Source organism: Ruegeria sp. I1 (assembly GCF_056532675.1).
The window spans coordinates 218,948-241,673 of sequence record NZ_JBQFNM010000004.1 but is presented as its reverse complement, the minus strand read 5'-3'; the positions used below and the strand labels follow the sequence as shown (position 1 = coordinate 241,673).

The following is a 22,726-nucleotide window of genomic DNA, read 5'->3' as shown; positions in this document are numbered from 1 at the left end:
GCTTTAAGCGGCCTCTTCCGCAACACCGGCCATCAGCAGGCCCAGTTCTTTTTCATCGGTCTCGGCAGGCAAACGCTCACCCATGATATGCCCGTCGAACATCACGGCGATCCGGTCGGACAGCGAGAAGATCTCTTCCAGCTCGACCGAGACCAGCAGGATCGCTTTGCCCTGATCGCGCAGGGCGACGATTTGTTTGTGAATGAACTCGATTGCGCCAATATCCACGCCGCGTGTCGGTTGTCCGACCAGCAGCAGATCAGGATTCCGCTCGATTTCGCGTGCAACGACGATTTTCTGTTGATTGCCACCAGAAAAACTTTTGGCGGCCAGCCACGGGTCGGGCGGGCGCACGTCAAACTTGGCGATCTTGGCTTCAGTATCGGCGCGCAAGGCGGCGTTGTCCATGAACAGACCGCGCTGATAGGCGCGATCGCGGTGATAGCCAAAGGCAACATTCTCCCACGCGTGGAAGTCCATCACCAGCCCTTCGCGCTGGCGGTCTTCGGGCACATGGGCGATGTGCTGCGCGCGTCGCGCCTGACCATCCGATCCGGCACCGCTGAGTGCCAGAGGGGTGCCGTTCAGCTTGATCGAGCCTTGACCGGGGCGCATTCCGCCCAGAACTTCCAACAGTTCTGACTGACCGTTGCCCGCAACCCCTGCGATGCCGACGATCTCTCCCGCGCGAACGGTTAGGTCGATGCCTTTGACCCGCTCAACGCCCGTGCTGTCGAACACTTGCAGATTCTCAATTTCCAGTATGGGCTTGCCCGGCTGGGCGGGTACTTTGTCGACTTGCAGCAGTACCTTGCGGCCCACCATCAGTTCGGCCAGTTCTTCGGGGCTGGTCTCGGTAGTTTTTACGGTCGCCGTCATCTCACCGCGTCGCATGACCGACACGGTATCGGTGTTTTCCATGATTTCACGCAGTTTATGCGTGATCACGATGATCGTTTTTCCTTCGGTCCGCAGCCGATCTAGGATGCGGAACAGCTGATCCGCCTCAGAGGGGGTCAGAACGCCGGTTGGTTCGTCCAGAATCAGGATCTCGGCCTTGCGATAAAGCGCTTTCAGAATCTCGACCCGCTGCTGCATCCCAACGCCGATCTCGTCGATGCGTTTGTCGGGGTCGACGAACAGCTCGTATTCTTCTTCCAGCGCTTTCAGTTCTTTGCGGGCTTTGGACAGCGACGGGGCCAATAGCCCGCCATCCTCGGCGCCCAGAACGATATTTTCCAGAACGGTGAAGTTTTCAACCAGCTTGAAATGCTGAAACACCATGCCGATGCCCGAGGCGATAGCCGCCTGGCTATCCGGTATCTCGGTCTTGGTGCCGTTGATCCAAATCTCACCTTTATCGGCTTTGTAAAAGCCGTAGAGAATGCTCATCAGCGTGGATTTGCCCGCACCGTTTTCACCGATGATCCCGTGGATCGTGCCGGGGGCGACGCTGATGGAAATGTCTTTATTGGCTTGAACCGGCCCAAAGGCTTTGGAAATCCCTTTGAGCTCAATGGCGGGGACGGTCATGTCTTGTCCTTGGGTTGCCGAAAGGGCCGCGTTTGCACATAGCGGCAGAGTGGAAACGGGACGGAAGGCCAAGCCTCCGTCCCGCGAAAGATCAGAACTGCAGTGCAGGGCAGCTGTCGTTCTCGTAGTAGCTGACGACGGTCACATTGCCGTCGATGATGTCCTGACGTGCCTTGTCGACCGCGCCTTTCATGTCATCCGAGACCAGCGAGGCATTGTTGTCGTCCATTGCGACGCCCACGCCTTCTTCGGCCAGACCCATGGCGAATACGCCGGTTTCAAGGCCTTCGCCCGCGCTCATAGCGTCATAGACGGCCACGTCCACGCGTTTCAGCATCGAAGTCAGAACTTTGCCCGGGTGCAGGTGGTTCTGGTTGCTGTCCACGCCGATCGACAGGATGCCTTCGTCGGCTGCAGTTTGCAGAACGCCGACACCGGTGCCGCCTGCGGCTGCATAGATTACGTCAGCACCCTGGCTGATCTGCGCCTTGGTCAGCTCGGACCCTTTCACCGGGTCGTTCCAGGCAGCCGGGGTGGTGCCGGTCATGTTGGCAACAACTTCGATATCTGGGTTCACAGCTTTGGCGCCTTGCGCATAGCCGCAGCCAAAGTGGCGGATCAGCGGGATATCCATACCGCCGATAAAGCCAACGGTGCCGGATTCCGACGCCATCGCGGCCATCATGCCAACTAGATATGACCCTTCATGCTCGGCAAATCCGATCTGACGGATGTTTGGGGCATCCAGCCAGGTGACGTCGACGGCGACGAACTTGGTGTCAGGATAGTCACCGGCAACGGCGGACAGCGGATCGGCCATGGCAAAGCCCATGGTGATGATTGGGTTCGCGCCCGCTTCGGCAAAGCGACGCAATGCCTGTTCGCGCTGAGCTTCGGATTGCAGTTCAATCTCGCGGTAGGTGCCGCCGGTTTCCTCGGCCCAGCGTGTTGCGCCATTGTGGGCCGCTTCGTTGAACGATTTGTCGAACTTACCGCCCAGGTCAAAGATCAGCGCCGGCTCGGCCAGAGCTGCGCCAGCTGTCAGTGCGACCGCCGCAGCGGCACCCATCAAAGATTTCATCAGGGTCATTTTTTACTCCCGTTGGTTTTTGTCGGTCCGGAACCAAGATAGCCCCGTTTACCCACTCAGAGCGAGCATAACCGTTGTGATGACGGGAATTAAGGGTGTTTGCAACCGGCAGGGTCAAGAGGTTTTTGACCAGTTGGTCCAAAAATTGTGCCTTAGTTAAGGTGGAACAGGTATTCCATGACCATTGCGTCGCAGGTTTCGCCGGATTTTCGGGCATAGTAGCCCTTTCGCTGCCCACAAGGCCGGTATCCGCACCGTTCATACAGCGCAATTGCGGGCAGGTTGTCGGCGGCCACGTCCAAAAAGGCGCGTTTTGCCCCAAGCGTTTTGGCCTTAGAATGCCAGTCCGCCATGCATTGCTGGCCAAGACCCCGCCGCTGATACGCGGGGTGAGTCGCAATGGTCAGCAGTTCCGCTTCATCCGCGATGACCTGAAACAGGGCGAAAGAATCACTTGATCCAACGCAGTGCGTAAACGGGTTTGCCAGCAGGTCGGCAAACTCTGCCGCTGTCCACGGGCGGGATTGTGTGAATGCAGCCGCATGTGTTTGGGCCATCTCGTGTGGGGTCATTCGTCCAGTAGCACCGGAGGTTGGTCGCCGGATGGCGCGGCATCAGCAGCCCGGACATACAGCGGGGCAGGTGGGTCTGAGACGTCTTTCCAGCGACGCGCAGCAACTGTGGCAATTGCCTGTGCCTGTGCTGCCGGATCGGAGCAAAAGAACAGCTGTCCGAGCGTGTCTGCCTCGATTTTGGGCATCAGGCGCGCGGGGCCGTCGCATTGCTGCAGATAGACCTGTTCGCGCGGTGCCTGAATGGCCGGGATCTGACCGTTCGGTGCGATTTCGGCCAAGGCATCGAAGCCTGAAACCCCGACGGCCGGAACACCTAGCCCCAATGCCAGACCCCGCGCTGCCGAGACCGAGATTCGAATGCCAGTGAAGTTCCCCGGTCCGACACCGACGCCAATTGCGTCAAGATCGGCCCAGATACAGCCAGCTTGCCCTAAAACGTCTTCCAGTAACGGCATCAGCCGTTCGGCTTGTCCGCGCGACATGGCCTCGGCGGTTGACACAATGATTTGCCCATCCCGCAGCAAAGCGGCCGCGCAATGCGCGGCCGATGTGTCAAATGCCAATATTGTTGGGTCAGACGGCAACCGGGCGAACCTCGGTCACTTCGGGAATATAGTGGCGCAGCAGGTTTTCGATGCCCATTTTCAGGGTCAGGGTCGAAGACGGGCAGCCCGCACAGGCCCCTTGCATATGCAGATAAACCACGCCCCGGTCAAAACCGTGGAACGTGATGTCACCCCCATCCTGTGCAACCGCGGGCCGGACGCGGCTGTCCAGCAGGTCCTTGATCTGATCCACGATTTCCGAGTCTTCACCGGTATGTTCCGCATGGCCCGAGGCCGCTGTCGCGTCAGCACCCATGACCGGTTGGCCGGACTGAAAATGTTCCATCACCGCGCCAAGGATGGCGGGTTTGATGTGATCCCATTCGACAGAGTCAGATTTGGTGACCGTGACGAAGTCATTGCCAAAAAACACGCCGGTCACACCGTTGACACCAAAGATACGCTTGGCCAAAGGGGATTTCTCACCCGCTTCGACGGTTGGGAAATCCGCTGTTCCCGCTTCCAGCACCGTCTGGCCGGGCAAAAACTTCAACGTAGCCGGGTTAGGGGTGGATTCGGTCTGAATGAACATGGGGCAGCTCCATCTGAGATGCCTCTGATATGCGCGTGGTGCTCGTGGAAGTCAAGATTTGGAACGGTTCTAAATTCGAGTTGCGTAGTCCAACGCCTCGTCCAATCTGTCGTCACCCCAGAACAGTTCGTCGTCGACGCAAAAACTCGGGGCCCCAAAGATACCCTTTTCCTTGGCGCGTTCAGTCTGCTGGAACAAGGCGGATTTGATGTCCGGTTCACCGGTTCGCTGCAGCAAATCTGGTGACAACCCGGCCTTGTCCAAGCAGGCCAAAAGCGTCGCTTCGTTCGAGATTTCTTGCCCATCTCCAAACTCAGCATTGTAGACCGTGCGTACAAATCGGGCCTTATCAGCGGGGTCGTCGATTGCCAAAACCAGCCGTGCCGCGCGCAGGCCATTTTGGGGAAAAGGGTCCGGTTTCTGAAATGGCAGGCCCCGTGCGGAGCATAACCTTTCCATATCGCGCCACATATATACGCCCTTGGCGGGGTAGAGGTTGAACGGCGATGTGGTCCACCCCTGTTCCGCAAAGATTGGCCCCAGCAGAAAGGGCTGCCAGTCGACCACTACGCCGCGATCAGAGGCGGCCTGTTCGATACGCATAGCGCTGAGATAGGAATAGGTCGAGGCGAATTCGAACCAGAATTCGACCCGTGCCCCCATATCAGGTGATTTCCTCAAGTTTTTCCTTGCTTAGATCACCGGGTACGATGGTGATAGGAATTGGCAGGCTGCCCGAGCTTTTGGTCAACTGGGTGATCAGGGGGCCGGGGCCTTTCTTGTCGGTTCCTGCGCCCAGAACCAGCACCCCGATCTCAGGGTCTGATTGGACATGTTCTATGATCTGAGGCACGGGATCGCCCTCGCGGATCGCAAGTTCAGGATCGACGCCCTGTTTGTCGCGCATCCATTTGGCGAACACCTCATAATGCGCATGGATACGCTCGCGTGCTTCTTCCCGCATCACTTCGGCCACGCCGATCCAATGGTTAAACTCATCCGGCGGGATCACCGACAGGATCGTGACACCGCCACCGGTGTGCGAGGCGCGCATGGCGGCAAAGCGCATCGCGTTCAGGCATTCGCGGCTATCATCCAATACGACCAGAAACTTGCGCATGGGGGTCCTCATTCATTTCGGGGATCATGCCCGACCAAATGCGTACTGGCAACTCGGGCAAATCCCAGGTGATTGACTAGCCTTCGCTTGCAGCCCAATCCCAGTAAAGCGTGCGGGCGCGCCGGGCAATAGGGCCAATCTGATATTGCGTATCGTCCAGAGCAGTCACGGGCGTCACTTTGTTCATGTTCCCGGACATGAACACCTCTTCCGCTGCGTGGAAATCATCAAAGCTCAGGATGGTTTCGTGGATCGTGACACCATCCGCGCGTAAATTCGCGATATGACGCGCGCGGGTGATCCCGGCGAGAAACGTGCCGTTCGGGATCGGGGTGAACACCTCTCCATCTTTAGCCATGAAGATATTGGCGGTTGCAGTCTCGGCAACATTGCCCATTGCATCTGCGACAAGCGCGTTTGAGAACCCTTTGGCCTTCGCCTCGGCCAACATACGGGCATTGTTGGGATACAGACACCCGGCCTTGGCGTTCACCACGGCAGACTCCAGAACCGGTCGCCGAAACTGAGTAGTTGTCAGCGTGACAGAGGCCGTTTCGGGCGCCATCGGGATTTCTTCCAGACAGATGGCAAATCCTGTGCTGTTTTCCTGCGGCACGATTGCGGTGTGATCGCCATCAATGCCCCAATACATAGGGCGGATGTAAACAGCGCTATCCGGGGCGTAGGTTTGCAGCCCCTCACGCACCAATTCTACCATGCGCTCAGGAGTTACAGTCGGGGTCAGCATCAGCGCTTTGGCGGATCGGTTGACGCGTGCGCAATGGGCCAGCAAGTCTGGCGCCATGCCGTTGAAATAGCGCGCGCCGTCAAAGACAGAGGATCCCAGCCATGCACCGTGATCTGCCGCGTGCATGATAGGCGCGTCCCCATCATGCCACTGCCCTTCGAAATAGGTGCGGATGTTTTTGCCCGTTGCCATGACGCCCTCCCAATCTTTGGGCAAACCTAGGAGGGCGTCAGGCGAAGGTCCAGTGCAATCAGCGCGTCGACGCGCCGACCATTCCCACGATCTCGTAGGTCTGTCTCAGGATCGGCACGGTGATCTCTCGCGCGCGTTCGGCACCACGGGCTAGGATGCGGTCGATCTCGGACTGATCATTCATCAATCGAGCCATCTCGGACGAGATGGGCGAGAGCTTTTCGACCGCAAGATCGGCCAGCATCGGTTTGAAGTCTCCGAATTGCTTGCCGCCCACATCTGAAAGCACCTGTTCCACGCTTTGATCCGAAAGGGCCGCGTAGATATTGACCAGATTACGTGCCTCGGGCCGGTCGTCCAGACCGTCAGCTTCCGATGGCAGAGCGTCCGGGTCCGTTTTGGCCTTGCGGATTTTCTTCGCAATGGTGTCAGCATCGTCCGTCATGTTGATGCGGCTCATATCTGACAGGTCGGATTTGGACATCTTCTTGGACCCGTCCCGCAAGCTCATGACCCGCGTGGCTGCCCCTTCGATCACCGGCTCTGTGATCGGAAAGAAGTCCACGCCGAAATCATTGTTGAACTTGATTGCGATATCGCGCGTCAGCTCCAGATGCTGTTTCTGATCATCCCCCACGGGCACGTGAGTCGCGTGGTAAATCAGAATGTCAGCCGCCATCAGCGACGGATACGCAAACAATCCCAGCGAGGCGTTCTGCGTATTCTTGCCCGCCTTGTCTTTCCACTGAGTCATGCGCTGCATCCACCCCATCCGGGCGACGCAGTTGAAGACCCAACCAAGCTGCGCGTGTTCCGGCACCTGGCTTTGGTTGAACAGGATCGATTGTTCCGGATCAATGCCAGCCGCGATGAACCCGGCGCATAGCTCGCGGGTATTGTGCGATAGCACTGCGGGGTCCTGCCATGTGGTGATCGCGTGCAGGTCGACCATGCAATAGATGGTTTCGAACTCTGGCCCCTGCATATCCACAAAGCGCTTCAGCGCGCCCAGATAGTTGCCCAAGGTCAGCCCGCCCGAAGGCTGGATGCCGGAAAACACGCGCGGCGTGAATTGGGTCTGGGTCATCGAAAGGAACTCCCGTCTGGAAAAATCAGCCCTCGTCGCTTACCCATGAGGGTAAGGGACGTCAACAGCCGCGAAAGGCCCGGCAGATGAGCAGTGAGCATTATACACCCGCCGTGAACCCGCTACCGCCCGTGGTGGTGGCGCTGGTTCTGTTCATCATGGGGATCGAGCTGGCTTTTATTCTGGGCGAACGCGGCCTGATCGGCGGGCCTGGGGCCATAGGCTGGCGCACGCAGGCGATAGACAGCTATTCGTTCTTTGTCAGCCAGTTTGACCGGATGTTGCAGACAGGGCAGTGGCGCGCCGACTATCTAATGCGTCTGATCACCTATCCGTTTGTCTCGTTCAACTTCACGCAATCCGTCTTTGTTTGCGTCTTCGTTCTAGCGATGGGCAAGATGGTTGCCGAAGTGTTTGGCAGCGTTGCGATGTTGCTCATCTTTGTGCTGTCTGGTGTCGGCGCAGCTGTGGTTTATGCGTTGATCCTGGCTCCTGGCGCGTATCTGGTTGGCGGGTTTCCATCAGTCTACGGCTTGATCGGAGCGTTCACATGGCTTTTGTGGCGTAAGCTTTCTTTGGTGGGCGAGAACCAGGCTAGGGCGTTTCAATTGATTGCGGTGCTGATGGGAATTCAGTTTCTGTTTCGATTGATCTTTGGCGGTGCGCCGGATTGGATCGCCGATCTGGCCGGGTTTGCCACCGGGTTCGGATTGTCATTCTTTCTGGCACCAGGTGGTTGGGCCCGGATCAGAGGCCGCATTCGGCGGGATTGATCAGGACCGTCGCAAGGCGCGTTTGAACTCGGCCAGCTTGAAAGCCCCCAACAGGTGTCCAAGCACAAAATACGTTACGGCTGCGACGCTGATCAGACCCAATAGGGCAAGATAACGCCAGCCTGCCAACGCGAAGGCCCAACCAAACAACTGGATGGCAGCAAACAACACGACACCCATCCCAACCGAAGCCGCCCCAATCCGCCATGCCCGTTGTTTGAACCGATCATCGAACCGCGCCTCATCGCCCATGCGGCGCGCGCCGATGGCCAGTAAGGCGACCATGGCCCATCCAGCGGCAGAGGCGGCAATAGCGGGCGCAATCCATCCGACCAGCGGATAGAGCCCAAAGGCCAAAGCCGCGTTGATGATCATGGCGACGACGGCATAGCGAAAGGGCGACCGCGTATCCTCGCGCGCAAAGAACAAGGGTTGCAGCAGTTTCTGCAGCATGAAAGCGGGAAGCCCGACGCCATAGACGGCAACGGCCAGCGCCGTGGCGGCGGTATCCTCGGCGCTGAATTGGCCCCGTTCAAACAGGACCGAGACCAGTGGGATTGGGATGATCAAAAAGGCGATGGTCGAGGGCAGCGTGAGCAGCAGCATAAACTCCCCCGCGCGAGAAAAGGCGTTGCGTGCGCCATCTTTGTCATCCGCGCGCAGGCGTCGGGACAGATCAGGCAGCAGGACGATACCGATAGCAATCCCCACAACGCCCAAGGGGAGTTGATACAGCCGATCTGCCGCAAAAAGCCAACTGACGGCTTTTTCGGTTTTTGAAGCAACCAATTGTCCAACCACCAGATTGACTTGTGTGACACCCATCGCCAAAGCCGCCGGTATGGCGATGCGAACCATGTTGCGCATCTCGGGGCTAAGTCGGGGTACGCCGGGGCGAATGCGGATGCCGGCCCGTTCCGTTGCTACCCAGACCAGTGCCAGTTGTGCGACACCAGCAACAGGGATCACTGCGATCAGCCAGCGAATGACCTCACCCCCGGATAGCGCGCCGAAAATCAGGGCCGTACACGCAAAAATGTTCAGCAAAACGGGGGCTGCAGCGGCGGCTGCAAAGCGCCCGGTTGCGTTCAGGACACCCGAGAACAATGCCGCCAGAGACATAAAAAGGATGTAAGGAAAGACGACATAGCCATAGTCAACGGCCAGATCGAACCTTTGGTCTCCATAAAACCCTTCTGCCGTTAGCCAAACAAGGCCGGGCATGAACACCATGGCCAGACCAACCAGTGCCAGTACGGCGGCACCTAGTAGATTAAAGGCATCCTGCGCGAACCCTTCGGCGTTTTCATCGCCCTCCAGCCGTTTCGAAAACATCGGTACAAAGGCCGCGTTGAATGCCCCTTCGGCAAAGAACCTGCGGAACATGTTGGGCAGGCGGAACGCGGCGACAAACGCGTCCATCACCGGTCCGGGGCCGATATAGGCGGTCAGCAGAATCTCTCGCAAAAACCCAAGGATACGGCTGGCCAGGGTCCAGAACCCAACCGTAAACAGGCCCGAAAACAACCGGATTTGCTTCATGAGACCGCGCGCTCGGCGCCTTCGGTGATGGCTTTGCGCAGCTTTGCCTCAAGCCCGCGTTGCTTGCTTTCCGAGTGGTACTTCAGGCCAAACATATCTTTCACATAGAAAGTATCCACAACCTGTTCGCCATAGGTCGCGATCACCGCGTTGGCGATATAGACGTTCGAGGAAGCAAGCGTACGGGTCAGATCATACAAAAGCCCTGTCCGATCACGGGTATCTACCTCGATGATCGTGTAAATCTCGGAACCCTCGTTGTCGAAGGTGATATGGGTCGGCACGTTGAAGGCGCGTTCGCGTTTCTTGATCTTGTCGCGGGATTTCAGTGCTTCACCGGCGACCACCTCACCTTTGAGCGTCTTCTGGATCATCTGCGTTAGGCGCGGCAGGCGCGAAGCTTCGAATGGGTGACCCTCGGCATCCTGTATCCAGAACGCATCGGTGACATAGCCGTCCTTGGTGGTGTAGCTGCGCGCGTCCACGACATTGGCACCGACCAATGCCAGCGCACCGGCGATCCGTGCGAAAATGCCGGGGTGATCACCCATCGCAAAGCAGGCGCGGGTCGCATCACGATCTTCATCCGGGTGTAGGCGAATTTCCATTGCCCCCGGATCGCCGCTGATCTCAAGCGCGCGCAACATCTCGGCAAATTCGACATGAGCCGACAGAGGCAGACCCTGCCAATAAGGCGCATAGTGACGACCAGTTTCTGTCTTGAGGTCTGTCTTGGTCCAGTTGGCCAGTTCGGCCCGCAACGCCTTTTTCGCCTCGGCTCCACGATTGGCGCGGTTCAGGACCTCCAGTCCGGTGTCCAATGCACGTTTGGTTTCAGCATGCAGCGCACGCAGCAGGGTGGCTTTCCAGTTGTTCCAGGTGGTTGGCCCGACGCCGCGAATATCACACACCGTCAGCACGGTCAGCAGGTCCAGCCGCTTGACGGTCTGCACCGCCTTGGCAAAGTCGCGCACCGTGCGTGGGTCCGAGACGTCGCGTTTTTGTGCCATGTCTGACATCAGCAGGTGATACCGAACAAGCCATTCGACGGTTTCACATTCGGTCTTGTTCAACCCAAGCCGTGGGGCCACTTTGCGCGCGATTTGCGCCCCAAGGATCGAATGATCTTCGGGCCGCCCTTTGGCAATATCATGCAGCAACAGCGCCACATACAAAACCTTGCGATTGACGCCGCCTTCCAGAATTGATGAGGCCAATGGCAAAGCCTCAACCAATTCGCCACGTTCAATCTGAGCCAGGTTCGTGATGCATTGGATGGTATGCTCGTCCACCGTGTAGCTGTGATACATATTGAATTGCATCATCGCGACGATGGGCTCGAACTCGGGCAGGAAAGCCGATAGCACGCCAAGTTCGTTCATGCGCCTTAGGGCGCGTTCGGGGTTGCCGTGTTTGAGCATCAGGTCCAGGAAAATGCGCCGCGCTTCTTTATCGTTGCGCATGTCTTCATCGATCAAGTGCAAATTGGCCGTAACAAGGCGCATGGCGTCGGGATGGATCAACATGCCGGTCCGCAGCCCTTCTTCAAACAGGCGCAGTAAATTGACCTTGTCAGACAGAAACGCATCCGGGTCGGCAATGTCCAGCCGCCCATGCACAACCTTGTAACCGTCTTTGACCTGAGGACGCCGGCGGAAAATCCGTTCCAGCAGCGGGGCACCTTTCACATGCGCCGCTTCCAGCTTGGTCAAGAAGATTCGCGTCAGTTCGCCTACGCGGGTCGCTTCGCGGAAATACCGCTGCATGAAAACTTCAACCGCGCGTCGCCCGGCACGGTCTTTGTATCCCATGCGCTCGGCCACTTCGACTTGCAGGTCAAAAGTCAGCTGTTCAGTTGCGCGGCCGGTCACTAGATGCAGATGTGATCGAACGGCCCACAGGAAATCTTCGGCCTCGACAAATGTTTGGAATTCTTCGGGTGTGAACAACCCCAAAGGCACCAGTTCGGCCACGTCCTGGACACCGTAGATATACTTAGCGATCCAATACAGCGATTGCAGGTCACGCAATCCGCCTTTGCCCTCTTTCACATTGGGCTCGACCATATAGCGCTGGCCCTGCTTCAGGTGCCGGGCGTCGCGTTCTTGCAGCTTGGCTTCGATAAACTCGCGCTCGGTTCCTTTGAACAGCTCGGATTTAAGCCGTTTGTCCAACTCATCCGCCAGCGCCTTGTCACCCGCCAGATAGCGTTGCTCCAGCATAGCTGTGCGGATGGTGAAGTCCTCAGCCCCGAGGCGCAGGCAGTCTTTGATCGTGCGAGAGGAGTTCCCGACCTTTAACCGCAGGTCCCACAGGATATAGAGCATGGATTCGATCACGCTCTCGGCCCAGGCGGTGATCTTGTAGGGCGTCAGGAACAGCAGATCCACGTCGGATGCGGGGGCCATTTCGCCCCGCCCATAACCGCCAACCGCCAGAACGGCGATCCTCTCGCCTTGCGTAGGCGTGGCAAGCGGGTGCAGCCGTTCGCTGGACACGCGCATTGCTGTGCCCACCAACTGATCGGTTAGGTAGGTATAGGAACGCGTCAAGGGGCGCGCCTCAAATGGGCGCTTCGCGAAGGCATCCGCAATCGCTTTGCGCCCGGATTTTTGTGCCTCCCGCAGGATTCGCACCGTTTCTGCCCGCATGGCGGTATTGTCCGCGCAGGTCTCAAATGCAGCTGCCAAGTGTTTCGTCACATTGGCGCTGTCGAAAATGTCGTTGGCGGGGCAGATCAGTTCAGCATCAGGCGCTGTGATCAGGCCGGGCCGGTCAGAAACCGGCACCAGCGAAGCTTTGTGGGGCAGGGTCAATCACAACCACCTGTTTGTTCTGGATCGTGGCGACGGCCAGACCGCGTTCGTTGGTGCCGTTCGGACGCAGGCGGAAAATGCCGCCCACGCCTTGGAATCCGGCGTTCTGGGTCAGGGCTGCTCCGGTCAGCGCATTGGATTTGCCTTGTGCAACCAGCGCGCCAATGGCGGCGATCCCGTCATAGGCCAGGCCGCTGATCGGATGCGGTGCTTCGCCATAGGTCGCGTTATAGCGCTGACGATAGGATTGCGCCTTGGATGGGTCGGGCAGGGCAAACCAGCCCCCCTGAACCCCTGGCAGTTCAAGTGTTTGTGCTGGGATATCCCAACGCGTCAGGCCGATGAATTGCGTTGTGGCGGGGGACACGCCCGTTTCGGGCAAAAGCTGTGTCAGCAAAGGCAACGCCCCAGCTGTTGTCGCCGTCAGGAAGACCGAGTCCGCACCGGAAGAATCGACGGTGGCCTTGATGGTCGGCACCGCGTTGATCACCCCTTGTTGCGAGCGGTCATAGGATACGTTGCCCGCGTTGTTGACCGGGCTGCTGCCTAAGGCAGAGGCAATTGCAGATTGCCCCAACTGGCCGGCTGCGTCGTTGCTGTAGACGATCACGGTTCCGGTTTTGCCTTGAGCGGCCGAATAGTTCACCAGCCGGTTCGCTGTGTTCTGGAAGGTTGGACCAAGAACAAAGACATTGCCTCCGGCGATGCTGGTATTGTTCGAGAAAGACAGGACATTGACGTTTTTGTTTAACACGGCCAAGCCAGCGGCATTTGCGGCCTGCGCGTAAACCGGGCCAATAATGATCTTTGCACCGTCTGCCACAGCCTGTTGCGCGACTGTCGAGGCGGTGCCCGCATTTCCGGCCGTGTCATAGACCCGAAGGTCGACTTTCACGTTCGGCAGATCAGACATGGCAAGCCGAGCGGCATTTTCGAGGCTTTGTGCCAATGCGGCGTCTCCGGCCTGACCTGAACCGCGCGGCACCAATAGGGCGACCGGAACGGGATCGGATGTATCGATTGATGGACCTCCGCCAAGGCCGCCGGGCTCACAGGCTGACAGTAATGCTGCGATGGCCAGGGCCGCTGCGGCTTTCGCCAGCTTGCTTACGGGCTTGCAAACAGTAAACATCTAAAAGAAAACTCCCTGATCCGGCAGCGCGCGACGCCGCTGTTCTGTCGATCCGAGATAATAAACGTCACGCGGTGAGGGTCCAGCTTTGAATTTCCAAAAGACCAGATTGGCTGCGGGCCTGTATTTTGTTGCCACACCCATCGGAACCGCGCGCGACATTACGCTCAGGGCTTTGGACGTCTTGGCCTCTGCCGACATGATCGCAGCTGAAGACACGCGCAGTCTGCGCAGACTGATGGAGATTCATGGCGTTCCACTGGAGGGGCGGCGCATTCAGGCCTATCACGATCACAGCGGTGCAGGAGCACGCGGCAAGATCATGGATGCGTTAGACCAGGGGCTTTCAGTGGCCTATGCGTCCGAGGCTGGAATGCCGCTGATCGCGGACCCAGGCTATGATCTGGGGCGGCAGGCATCCGAAGCCGGCTATACCGTGACCTGCGCGCCCGGCCCGTCGGCGGTTTTAACCGCGCTCACGCTGGCCGGATTGCCTACGGATGCGTTCTTTTTCGCGGGATTTTTGCCAAATGCGTCTGGCGCACGTCGCAGTCGTATCGAAGCGCTGCGTAATATTCCCGGCACGCTTGTTTTTTACGAATCGCCAAAGCGTGTGGCGGCGTGTCTGTCTGATCTGGCAGACGTTCTGGGATCGGACCGCCAAGCCGCGCTTTGCCGCGAATTGACGAAAAAGTTCGAAGAGGTTCGGCGCGGCAGCTTGGGTGAGCTTTCGAACGCCTATGAGGGCCAGTCCGTCAAAGGTGAAGTTGTTCTACTGGTGGATCGAAGTCATTCGCAAACCGTTAACGAGTCTGACGTAGAAGAAGCACTGATCCAGGCCTTGCAAACCCATTCGGTACGGGATGCGGCGGATCTGGTGTCGCAAATGTACGAACTGCCGCGCCGCCCGATCTACCAAAAGGCCCTGAAACTGGGAAAGGGATAAGATGGCGCAGCGCTCGGTTCAGGGATCGGTTTCTTATCACTCCGGTCGGGCCGCTGAAGTGCAGGTGGCGATGGACTATGAACGACGCGGATATTCGATTGCGCATCGACGCTGGCGCGGCGCAGGTGGAGAGATTGATTTGATCGCACGTGATGCGAATGGGCTGGTGTTCATCGAAGTGAAGAAAAGCAGCAGTTTTGACCGGGCCGCTGCCCGGATCACGCGGCGGCAAACGGAACGAATTTGCGCCTCTGCCGCGCAGTTTCTGAAAAATGAACCAGGCGGGCAATTGACGAATGTCCGGTTTGATGCCGCCCTGGTTGATCACTCGGGGGCTGTTCAAATCATCGAAAACGCCTTTGGGCAGGCGTAAGCCCCATTGAACCCCTCGGCCTGCTGGGCCATGTATCTGGCATGAAGTTGAGGGACATGCCATGAAAATCGCCTTTCAAATGGACCCGATTGGGGACGTGGACATCAATGCCGACAGTTCTTTCCGCCTGGCGGAAGAGGCTCAGGCCAGAGGTCATGAACTGTTCTTCTACAGCCCGGACCAATTGGCCTATCAAGTAGGCAGGATCACGGCATGGGGTCAGGATATGACGGTTCAGCGCGTCCCCGGCGACCCGGCGATACTTGGGCCAGAGCGCGAAGTTGATCTGGCTGATTTCGATGTCGTTTGGCTGCGTCAGGACCCTCCGTTCGATATGCACTATATCACGTCGACACACCTGCTTGATCGGCTCAAAGGTCAGACGCTTGTCGTGAATGATCCGTTCTGGGTGCGCAACTATCCTGAAAAACTGCTGGTGTTGGATTTCCCGGAATTGACACCGCCCACCACGATTGCGCGGGATTTGCAAACTATCAAAGCGTTCAAGGACAAGCACCAGGACATCATCCTGAAGCCGCTGTATGGCAATGGCGGTGCGGGCGTGTTCCGGCTGGATGCGGGTGATCGCAACCTGACCTCTCTGCATGAGCTGTTTACCGGCTTTTCGCGTGAGCCGTTGATTGTGCAGAAATTCCTGCCCGACGTCAGAAATGGCGATAAGCGCGTGATCCTTGTGGATGGCGAGGCCGTCGGCGCCATCAACCGTGTTCCTGCCGAAGGTGAGACCAGATCGAACATGCATGTGGGCGGTCGGCCCGAGAAAATCGGGCTGACAGAACGCGATCTGGAGATCTGTGCTGCAATCGGCCCGCTTCTGAAAGAAAAGGGCCAGATTTTTGTCGGCATCGACGTCATTGGCGACTATCTGACCGAGATCAACGTGACCTCGCCGACCGGCATACAAGAGCTTGAACGGTTCAATGGTGAGAACATTGCCGAAAAGATCTGGCAGGCGATTGAGGCCAAAGTTTAAGCCATCACCTTGGCGCTGATGCGAAAACTCAGCGCCTCGGCCACGTGAGGGCGGCGGATATCAGGTGCTCCTTCGAGGTCCGCGATGGTGCGCGCGACCCTCAGAATGCGGTGAAACGCGCGGGCTGACAGGCCAAACCGGTCAGCGGCCTTAAGCAACAGCTCTTTCCCTTCAGCATCTGGCGCGGCAACTTCTTCCAACAGTTTGCCTTCGACGTCGGCGTTCTGACGTACTGAACTGTGGCCCTCGAACCGGGCGGCCTGCACCGCCCGTGCTTGTTCGACGCGTGCGGCGACGGTGGCTGAACTGTCACCAGAGGGCGGCAGATCGAGGTCGGTGAATGCAACCGGCGGCACCTCGATCCGCAGGTCGAATCTGTCCATCAACGGGCCGGAAATGCGGTTTAGGTAGTCCTCACCGCATCCGGGTGCACGCGAACAGGCTCGGGACGGGTCGGTCAAATATCCGCATTTGCAGGGGTTTGCCGCCGCGATCAGCATGAAGCGGCAGGGGTATTTCACATGGGCATTGGCACGGGCGACCATGACTTCGCCGGTTTCAATCGGCTGGCGCAGGGTCTCTAGCACTGTTCGGGGGAATTCGGGGAACTCATCCATGAACAGCACGCCGTTATGGGCCAGCGATATCTCACCCGGTTTCGCGCCCTTACCACCACCAACAATCGCCGCCATCGAGGCCGTATGATGTGGTTCCCGAAAGGGCCTAGTGCGGCTGATCCCACCTTCATTTAACAGCCCGCATAGGGATTGGATCATTGATGTTTCCAAAGCCTCAATCGGGGTCAATGGGGGAAGAATCCCGGGCAGGCGGGCCGCAAGCATAGACTTCCCCGATCCGGGCGTACCGATCATGATCAGATGGTGTCGGCCAGCGGCCGCAATCTCCAACGCGCGTTTGGCCCGTTCCTGACCCTTAACATCGCGCAGATCACGTGGGTTGGCTGCAAGGGTCACCTCACCCGGTTTTGCGGCGGCAAGCGGCGTCTGGCCCGAAAAGTGGCGCACAACATCGCCCAATGAACCAGCCCCGATCACCTGGGTTGCATCGACCCAAGCCGCCTCGGCGCTGGAGGCGCGGGGGCACAGCAAGGCGCGTTCTTCGGACGCGGCGGTCATCGCGGCAGGCAGGGCCCCGACAACAGGAACCAGTGACCCATCCAGCGACAATTCCCCCAATGCGACCGTTCCTTCTGCCGCGTCGGCGGGGATGATCTCAAGCGCTGACAGCAATGCGACGGCAATGGGCAGGTCGAAATGGCTGCCCTCTTTCGGCAAATCCGCCGGGGACAGGTTGATGGTGATCCGTTTCGAAGGCAGCGCGATAGCCATAGCGCTGAGCGCGCTACGCACCCGGTCGCGCGCTTCCGAGACCGCCTTGTCGGGCAGACCCACGATGGAAAATGCCGGCAGTCCGGGCGAAACGGCGCATTGCACCTCAACTGGGCGGGCATCAACCCCTTGAAACGCAACGGTATGGGCGCGGGCGACCATGGCAATCCTGTTCTTGGTTAACAGGACGTTGCTGCCATGGTTGCGGTTTAGGAATCGTTAACGACGTCTCGCATGGCGATGAATTTTGGCCAGGCCTCGGGGTCTGCGGCAGTTTTATCGCGGCAGAATGCGTTGCAGAAACCCCAGCATTGCCCATCGAGTTCCAGAAAATCCGTCACCGGTTCCTCGGAATACGGGCAGTGCGCGTTCAATGAGGGGCCGGTTTCGACAGTTTTGGCGGTTGATATGCCACCGATGGGCCAGGGCGAAGAAACGGAGCCATGATTGTAGGGAAATGGATCGTACTCAACTGTCAGTCCCATGGCTCGCCATTGCCGTACCGAGGTCTGGCCAAGCAGAAAGTGGCAATAGTCGAGATTGGCAGCAGACACCGGCAGACCATAGCCCACAATCCTTGCCGCGACCGGGGTGTAGAACACATCCGCAAGTGAATAGGCTCCGAACAATGGGCCATCTGCAGCCCCGGATATCTGGCGGGCATGAACCCACAGCGTTTCAACACGCTCCAAATCTGCCAGCGTATCCTCTGATGGGTTGAAGTCTTGCCAGGTGTGTTTCAACTGCATGGGGCAATCTTCACGCAAGGCGCTGAAGCCGGCGGTCATCTCGGCGCAGAGCCACCGGGCTGTCGCCCGTTCTGCCGCATCTTTTGGCCAGAGCCCGGCATCCGGATGGCATTCAGCCAGCGTTTCGGCCATCGCCAGGCTTTCACCCACGACCGTTCCGTCGGGCATGCGCAAGGCGGGCACAAGGCGCGCAGGTGCGATGGTCTGCATATCCTGCGCCATCGTGCCGGAATACAGCCCGATCATATGGTTTCGATAGGGCAGGCCAAACTTTTCCAGCATTAGCCAACCACGCAAGGACCAGCTGGAAAACAGCCTGTCACCGATAAAGAGATCATAGGTCATGGGCCCACGATGGCGTCGGGTCGGCGTTTGGTAAATCAGTGATTTGTGCGCAGTGGGATCACGGACGGTGATTGATCGCCCCTGCGGACCAGCCTGTTCCCTCAAAGGTCAAATGGGTGACGGACAGGTTGTCGAAACGATGGGCAAAAGTCTGTTGTCCGTCCAGATCAAGTGCCCGCTGAACCTGCGTCAGGATCACCCCGAAATGGGCGACGATCACAATATCGCGGCCATGTTGATTCGCGATCAGGGCGTCAACAGCGCGGTCGACGCGCGCGCGGACCTCGTTCCAGCTTTCCCCGTCTGGTGGGCGCACGTCACCGGGATTGTCCCAATAAGCAAAAGCCAGTTCAGCGTCCTCGGCCTCGATCTCTTTGAAACCGCGCAACTCCCATGCGCCAAAATTGATCTCTCGCAGATCACGATGATGCGGCAGGCGTGCACGCGTGCCTTGAATAGCGGATGCGGTATCAACGGCGCGCGACAGGTCTGATGAGACAACGACGGCGTCATGAGGTAAATAGTCATGCAGCCGCTTCAGGGCGGCGGTGTCGCTGAGATCAGCGGGAAGATCTGACCACCCGACCATGGTTTTGGCATGGGTTGGGCCATGCCGGACCAGATGCAACCGCGTCACGTCAGTGCGCCTTTCAGAACACTCGGTAGACCTGCTGTCACTTGAACCACCAACTCTGCCTGTGCCGCCAAGGCGATGTTCAATCGGCCCTGTGCCTCACGAAACCGGCGGGCCAAAGTGTTTTCGGGGACGATTCCGTGCCCCACCTCGTTCGATACGATGATGATCTGGGCCGGGCAGTTTTTAACGGCTTGTAGTAGGTCAGTCTGCGCAGTATGCAGATCGCTCTCAGCCAACAGGTGATTGGTCAGCCACATGGTGGCGCAATCGATCAAGCAGATCTGTTCGGGGTTTAGATCAGCCAATACAGGTGCCAGATCCAGCGGGGCCTCGACCGTTGGCCAATCCGGCCCACGCTGCGCGATATGGTGATCGACTTTCGCGCGCATCTCATCATCAAACACTTGTGAAGTGGCCAGATAAACGCGGCTTTTGCCCGATGAAACAACCAGTTGTTCGGCAAAGGCGGACTTTCCCGATGCAGCCCCACCCAGAACAAAGGTTAAATCGGGAAGCACAATTCTTACCTTTCAAGTGATCCGGTCTGTTGGGTTCTGCGTATCGACCATAGGTCGGCAAGGCAAGCCCGGCCATCGAATATCAAATAGGGAGAGTTTCATGGCACTTGACAACGCGACCGACTTTTCGATGTCCCGGCGAGCGATGAAGGCGGAACTGCTTGACGCGGAGACTGAATTAAAGCTGGCTTATGCATGGCGAGACCAACGCGATGAACAAGCCCTGCACCGTTTGATCACCGCCTATATGCGGTTAGCTATTTCGATGGCGGCTAAGTTCAAGCGCTACGGCGCGCCCATGAACGATCTGATCCAAGAGGCCGGTTTGGGCCTGATGAAAGCCGCCGACAAGTTCGACCCCGACCGGGGCGTGCGCTTTTCGACATACGCGGTCTGGTGGATCAAGGCCAGCATTCAGGACTATGTGATGCGCAACTGGTCGATGGTGCGCACCGGCTCGACCTCGTCCCAGAAATCCTTGTTTTTCAATATGCGCCGTGTTCAGGCGCGGCTGGAGCGTGAGGCCGCAACCGAGGGTCTTGAGTTGGACCGCCATCAATTGCACCAGATGATCGCGACCGAGATTGGTGTACCGCTGCGCGATGTCGAGATGATGGAAGGTCGCCTGTCCGGGTCGGACTTCTCGCTCAATGCGGTGCAATCTGCCGATGAGGACGGACGCGAGTGGATTGACGCGCTGGAAGATGATCGAGAGCAGGCTGCAGAAGCAGTAGAACACAGCCATGATACCGAGCAATTGCGCGAATGGTTGCTGACTGCGATGAAGTCGCTGAATGATCGGGAAAGGTTCATCGTGCGTGAACGCAAGCTGCGGGAACCGGCACGAACTCTTGAAAGCTTGGGTGACGAGCTTGGTCTATCAAAGGAACGCGTGCGCCAGCTTGAGGCTGCCGCCTTCACGAAGATGCGTAAGAACCTTGAAGCCCAATCGCGTGAGGTGCAACACTTCATCGCATGACACGATTTGCGATTCTTCTTTTTGCTCTGACAGTTACGGCAATCCCGGCGCGCCCGGGTATTGCTGCTCACCTTATCCCTGACGACGTGATTGCTGCGATGCAGGCAGCGGATGTCGTGATATTGGGTGAGATTCATGACAATCCGGACCATCACAAGGTTCAGACCGAGGCGATTGAGGTGATTGCCCCTTCTGCTGTCGTTTGGGAAATGGTCACCGAAGAGGGCGCACAACGTTTGGCTCAGACGGCGGCCTCGAACCCGGAAGAGCTGGGCCGTATTCTGCGCTGGGCAGAAACGGGCTGGCCGCCGCTCAGCATGTATTATCCTATTTTCCAGGCCACAGACGCACCGGTTTACGGTGCGATGGTGCCGCGCGCCGCAGCACGTGCTGCTATGGATCGCGGCGCGGCAACCGCGCTGGGTGCAGATGCGGCGCGCTATGGTTTGACGGTGCCGCTGCCTGCGCAGGAACAAGCGGCGCGCGAAGCGGATCAGCTTGCAGCTCATTGTAATGCTTTGCCCGATCAGATGCTGCCGCAGATGGTTGCGATTCAACGCCTGCGCGATGCGGTTCTGACTCGCGCAATCCTGCAAGCAATGGACGATACCGGTGGGCCCGTGGCTGTGATCACTGGCAACGGTCATGCACGTAAGGATCGCGGCATCCCCACCTTCTTGTCTCGCCTACGTCCCGGATTGAAGGTCTTTGTCCTTGGCCAATCAGAAGACGGGCAGATCGAAGGAACCTTTGATGTGGTCATCGATAGCCCAGCAGTAGATCGCGAAGACCCCTGCCAAGCCTTTGAAGTGCAGAATTAACCGCTGGTACAACGCCGTGGCCTTGCCTAATGTCAGCGCCGACCAGAACGGGAAAGGCTGAACATGCTGGCTTCCAAACGTATCCTGCTGATCATTGGCGGAGGGATAGCGGCCTACAAGTCGCTGGACCTGATCCGCCGCCTTAAAGAGCGTGGCGCTGCCGTGACGCCAGTTCTGACCCGCGCTGCCGAGGAATTCGTCACACCTTTGTCCGTGTCTGCCTTGGCGGGCGAGAAATGCTATCGCGACCTGTTTGATCTGACAGATGAGGCTGAGATGGGCCATATTCAGCTGTCGCGCTCTGCCGATTTGCTTGTGGTCGCCCCGGCGACGGCGGATCTGATCGGCAAGATGGCGGCGGGATTGGCGAACGACCTGGCCTCGACCCTATTGATGGCCACGGATACGCCTGTATTGTGCGCGCCCGCCATGAATGTGCGGATGTGGGATCACCCGGCGACTCAGCGCAATCTTGCGCAATTGCAGGCTGATGGCGTGCGTTTTGTCGGGCCAAACGAAGGCGATATGGCCTGTGGCGAATACGGCCCTGGCAGAATGTCTGAACCATTGGAGATTGTTGCGGCTATCGAAGCGCAACTGGCAGATGGTCCGCTGCAAGGAAAACGTATCCTTGTGACATCGGGGCCTACTCATGAACCGATTGATCCCGTGCGCTACATCGCCAACCGATCCTCGGGTGCGCAGGGTACAGCGGTGGCGCGGGCTTTGGCAGCCTTGGGGGCGGACGTGACATTTGTCACCGGACCCGCAGATGTGCCGCCACCCGAAGGTGTGCAGGTTGTGCGTGTTGAAACGGCTCAGCAGATGTCGGACGCGGTTGATGCGGCCATGCCCGTGGATGCGGGTGTATTTGCCGCGGCTGTGGCGGATTGGCGTGTGGCCAGCGCTTCGGACAGGAAACTGAAGAAAACGCAGGATGGCTTGCCCGCGCTTGAGTTTGCCGAAAACCCGGACATTTTAAAACGTGTCTCACATATGGAGTACGGACGTCCGATGCTGGTTGTTGGCTTTGCCGCAGAAACCAACGACGTTCTTGAGCATGCAACGGCAAAGCGCCAGCGCAAGGGGTGCGACTGGATCGTTGCCAATGATGTCAGCCCCCAGACCGGCATCATGGGCGGCACAGAGAATGCAGTTCTGCTGATTTCGGATGCCGGTACCGAAGAATGGCCGCGCATGGGCAAGGATGCGGTTGCTGCGCGACTGGCGGAAAAGATTGCTGAGGCTTTGGGCAACTGATGCCCATAGC

General features: G+C 58.3%; 23 protein-coding genes. 7 read left to right on the top strand and 16 right to left on the bottom strand.

Annotation, left to right across the window (positions count from 1 at the left end):
- Positions 1-3 precede the first annotated feature (3 nt).
- The 9 genes from ACR0DH_RS09735 to trpS form a co-directional block, all read right to left on the bottom strand.
- Positions 4-1,533, bottom strand: coding sequence for an ABC transporter ATP-binding protein (locus tag ACR0DH_RS09735; protein WP_480548575.1), 1,530 nt, complete (start codon positions 1,531-1,533; stop codon positions 4-6).
- Positions 1,534-1,624: 91 nt separating this feature from the next.
- Complete coding sequence (locus ACR0DH_RS09730; protein WP_353011925.1) at positions 1,625-2,623, bottom strand: BMP family lipoprotein; 999 nt, start codon at positions 2,621-2,623, stop codon at positions 1,625-1,627.
- Between the two features lie 152 nt (positions 2,624-2,775).
- Positions 2,776-3,195: a GNAT family N-acetyltransferase gene (locus ACR0DH_RS09725; RefSeq protein WP_480548577.1), complete on the bottom strand. Its 420-nt coding sequence runs from the start codon at positions 3,193-3,195 to the stop codon at positions 2,776-2,778.
- Positions 3,192-3,782: a tRNA (adenosine(37)-N6)-threonylcarbamoyltransferase complex dimerization subunit type 1 TsaB gene (gene tsaB, locus ACR0DH_RS09720; protein ID WP_480548579.1), complete on the bottom strand. Its 591-nt coding sequence runs from the start codon at positions 3,780-3,782 to the stop codon at positions 3,192-3,194. Before tsaB ends, ACR0DH_RS09725 begins: the two co-directional genes overlap by 4 nt.
- Complete coding sequence (locus tag ACR0DH_RS09715; protein ID WP_480548581.1) at positions 3,772-4,335, bottom strand: NifU family protein; 564 nt, start codon at positions 4,333-4,335, stop codon at positions 3,772-3,774. The genes tsaB and ACR0DH_RS09715 overlap by 11 nt, the downstream gene beginning before the upstream one ends.
- Positions 4,336-4,404: 69 nt before the next feature.
- A complete protein-coding gene (locus ACR0DH_RS09710; protein WP_480548583.1) occupies positions 4,405-4,998 on the bottom strand; it encodes a DsbA family protein in 594 nt (197 codons plus the stop codon).
- A gap of 1 nt (position 4,999) precedes the next feature.
- Complete coding sequence (locus ACR0DH_RS09705; protein ID WP_170535882.1) at positions 5,000-5,455, bottom strand: universal stress protein; 456 nt, start codon at positions 5,453-5,455, stop codon at positions 5,000-5,002.
- A gap of 76 nt (positions 5,456-5,531) precedes the next feature.
- Positions 5,532-6,395, bottom strand: a complete 864-nt coding sequence (locus tag ACR0DH_RS09700; protein WP_480548585.1) for a branched-chain amino acid aminotransferase — start codon at positions 6,393-6,395, stop codon at positions 5,532-5,534.
- Between the two features lie 58 nt (positions 6,396-6,453).
- Complete coding sequence (gene trpS / locus ACR0DH_RS09695) at positions 6,454-7,482, bottom strand: tryptophan--tRNA ligase (protein ID WP_480548587.1); 1,029 nt, start codon at positions 7,480-7,482, stop codon at positions 6,454-6,456.
- A gap of 86 nt (positions 7,483-7,568) precedes the next feature.
- On the opposite strand from trpS, the gene ACR0DH_RS09690 reads away from it, so the two are divergent.
- Positions 7,569-8,255 (top strand): rhomboid family intramembrane serine protease, encoded by a 687-nt coding sequence (locus tag ACR0DH_RS09690; protein WP_480548589.1) that lies wholly within the window; start codon positions 7,569-7,571, stop codon positions 8,253-8,255.
- Here ACR0DH_RS09690 and murJ read toward each other — a convergent pair whose 3' ends face one another.
- Genes murJ through ACR0DH_RS09675 form a run of 3 tightly spaced genes read right to left on the bottom strand, consistent with a single transcriptional unit; the run spans position 8,256 to position 13,745 of the window.
- On the bottom strand, positions 8,256-9,797 hold the full coding sequence (gene murJ / locus ACR0DH_RS09685; RefSeq protein ID WP_480548591.1) for a murein biosynthesis integral membrane protein MurJ: 1,542 nt from the start codon (positions 9,795-9,797) through the stop codon (positions 8,256-8,258). It lies immediately after the preceding gene.
- A complete protein-coding gene (locus tag ACR0DH_RS09680) occupies positions 9,794-12,613 on the bottom strand; it encodes a [protein-PII] uridylyltransferase (RefSeq protein WP_480548593.1) in 2,820 nt (939 codons plus the stop codon). Before ACR0DH_RS09680 ends, murJ begins: the two co-directional genes overlap by 4 nt.
- A complete protein-coding gene (locus ACR0DH_RS09675) occupies positions 12,573-13,745 on the bottom strand; it encodes a penicillin-binding protein activator (protein WP_480548595.1) in 1,173 nt (390 codons plus the stop codon). The genes ACR0DH_RS09680 and ACR0DH_RS09675 overlap by 41 nt, the downstream gene beginning before the upstream one ends.
- 88 nt (positions 13,746-13,833) lie before the next feature.
- Between ACR0DH_RS09675 and rsmI the strand changes: the two genes are divergently transcribed.
- The 3 genes from rsmI to gshB all read left to right on the top strand — a co-directional run bounded on the left by rsmI (position 13,834) and on the right by gshB (position 16,058).
- Entirely contained in the window at positions 13,834-14,691 is an 858-nt protein-coding gene (gene rsmI / locus ACR0DH_RS09670; RefSeq protein ID WP_480548597.1) for a 16S rRNA (cytidine(1402)-2'-O)-methyltransferase, read from the top strand.
- 1 nt (position 14,692) lies between these two features.
- Positions 14,693-15,064, top strand: a complete 372-nt coding sequence (locus tag ACR0DH_RS09665) for a YraN family protein (protein ID WP_480548599.1) — start codon at positions 14,693-14,695, stop codon at positions 15,062-15,064.
- A gap of 61 nt (positions 15,065-15,125) precedes the next feature.
- Positions 15,126-16,058 (top strand): glutathione synthase, encoded by a 933-nt coding sequence (gshB, locus tag ACR0DH_RS09660; protein ID WP_480548601.1) that lies wholly within the window; start codon positions 15,126-15,128, stop codon positions 16,056-16,058.
- On the opposite strand, the gene ACR0DH_RS09655 is transcribed toward gshB, so the two are convergent.
- The 4 genes from ACR0DH_RS09655 to cobU are packed head-to-tail and all read right to left on the bottom strand — an operon-like array spanning position 16,055 to position 19,656.
- Positions 16,055-17,569 carry a YifB family Mg chelatase-like AAA ATPase gene (locus tag ACR0DH_RS09655; RefSeq protein WP_480544326.1) on the bottom strand — a complete coding sequence of 505 codons (1,515 nt, stop codon included), beginning with the start codon at positions 17,567-17,569 and terminating at the stop codon, positions 16,055-16,057. The two genes, gshB and ACR0DH_RS09655, sit on opposite strands and share 4 nt — an antisense overlap.
- A gap of 47 nt (positions 17,570-17,616) precedes the next feature.
- Entirely contained in the window at positions 17,617-18,501 is an 885-nt protein-coding gene (locus ACR0DH_RS09650; RefSeq protein WP_480548603.1) for a glutathione S-transferase, read from the bottom strand.
- 58 nt (positions 18,502-18,559) lie between these two features.
- A complete protein-coding gene (locus ACR0DH_RS09645; protein WP_480548605.1) occupies positions 18,560-19,138 on the bottom strand; it encodes a histidine phosphatase family protein in 579 nt (192 codons plus the stop codon).
- Entirely contained in the window at positions 19,135-19,656 is a 522-nt protein-coding gene (gene cobU, locus ACR0DH_RS09640) for a bifunctional adenosylcobinamide kinase/adenosylcobinamide-phosphate guanylyltransferase (RefSeq protein WP_480548607.1), read from the bottom strand. Before cobU ends, ACR0DH_RS09645 begins: the two co-directional genes overlap by 4 nt.
- 100 nt (positions 19,657-19,756) lie before the next feature.
- Between cobU and ACR0DH_RS09635 the strand changes: the two genes are divergently transcribed.
- The 3 genes from ACR0DH_RS09635 to coaBC all read left to right on the top strand — a co-directional run bounded on the left by ACR0DH_RS09635 (position 19,757) and on the right by coaBC (position 22,716).
- Positions 19,757-20,635 carry an RNA polymerase factor sigma-32 gene (locus ACR0DH_RS09635; protein ID WP_170535908.1) on the top strand — a complete coding sequence of 293 codons (879 nt, stop codon included), beginning with the start codon at positions 19,757-19,759 and terminating at the stop codon, positions 20,633-20,635.
- The gene (locus ACR0DH_RS09630; protein WP_480548609.1) at positions 20,632-21,456 is read left to right on the top strand and encodes a ChaN family lipoprotein; all 825 of its coding nucleotides are present in this window, start codon (positions 20,632-20,634) and stop codon (positions 21,454-21,456) included. Before ACR0DH_RS09635 ends, ACR0DH_RS09630 begins: the two co-directional genes overlap by 4 nt.
- Before the next feature lie 63 nt (positions 21,457-21,519).
- Complete coding sequence (gene coaBC / locus ACR0DH_RS09625; protein WP_480548611.1) at positions 21,520-22,716, top strand: bifunctional phosphopantothenoylcysteine decarboxylase/phosphopantothenate--cysteine ligase CoaBC; 1,197 nt, start codon at positions 21,520-21,522, stop codon at positions 22,714-22,716.
- The last annotated feature ends 10 nt before the right edge of the window (positions 22,717-22,726 follow it).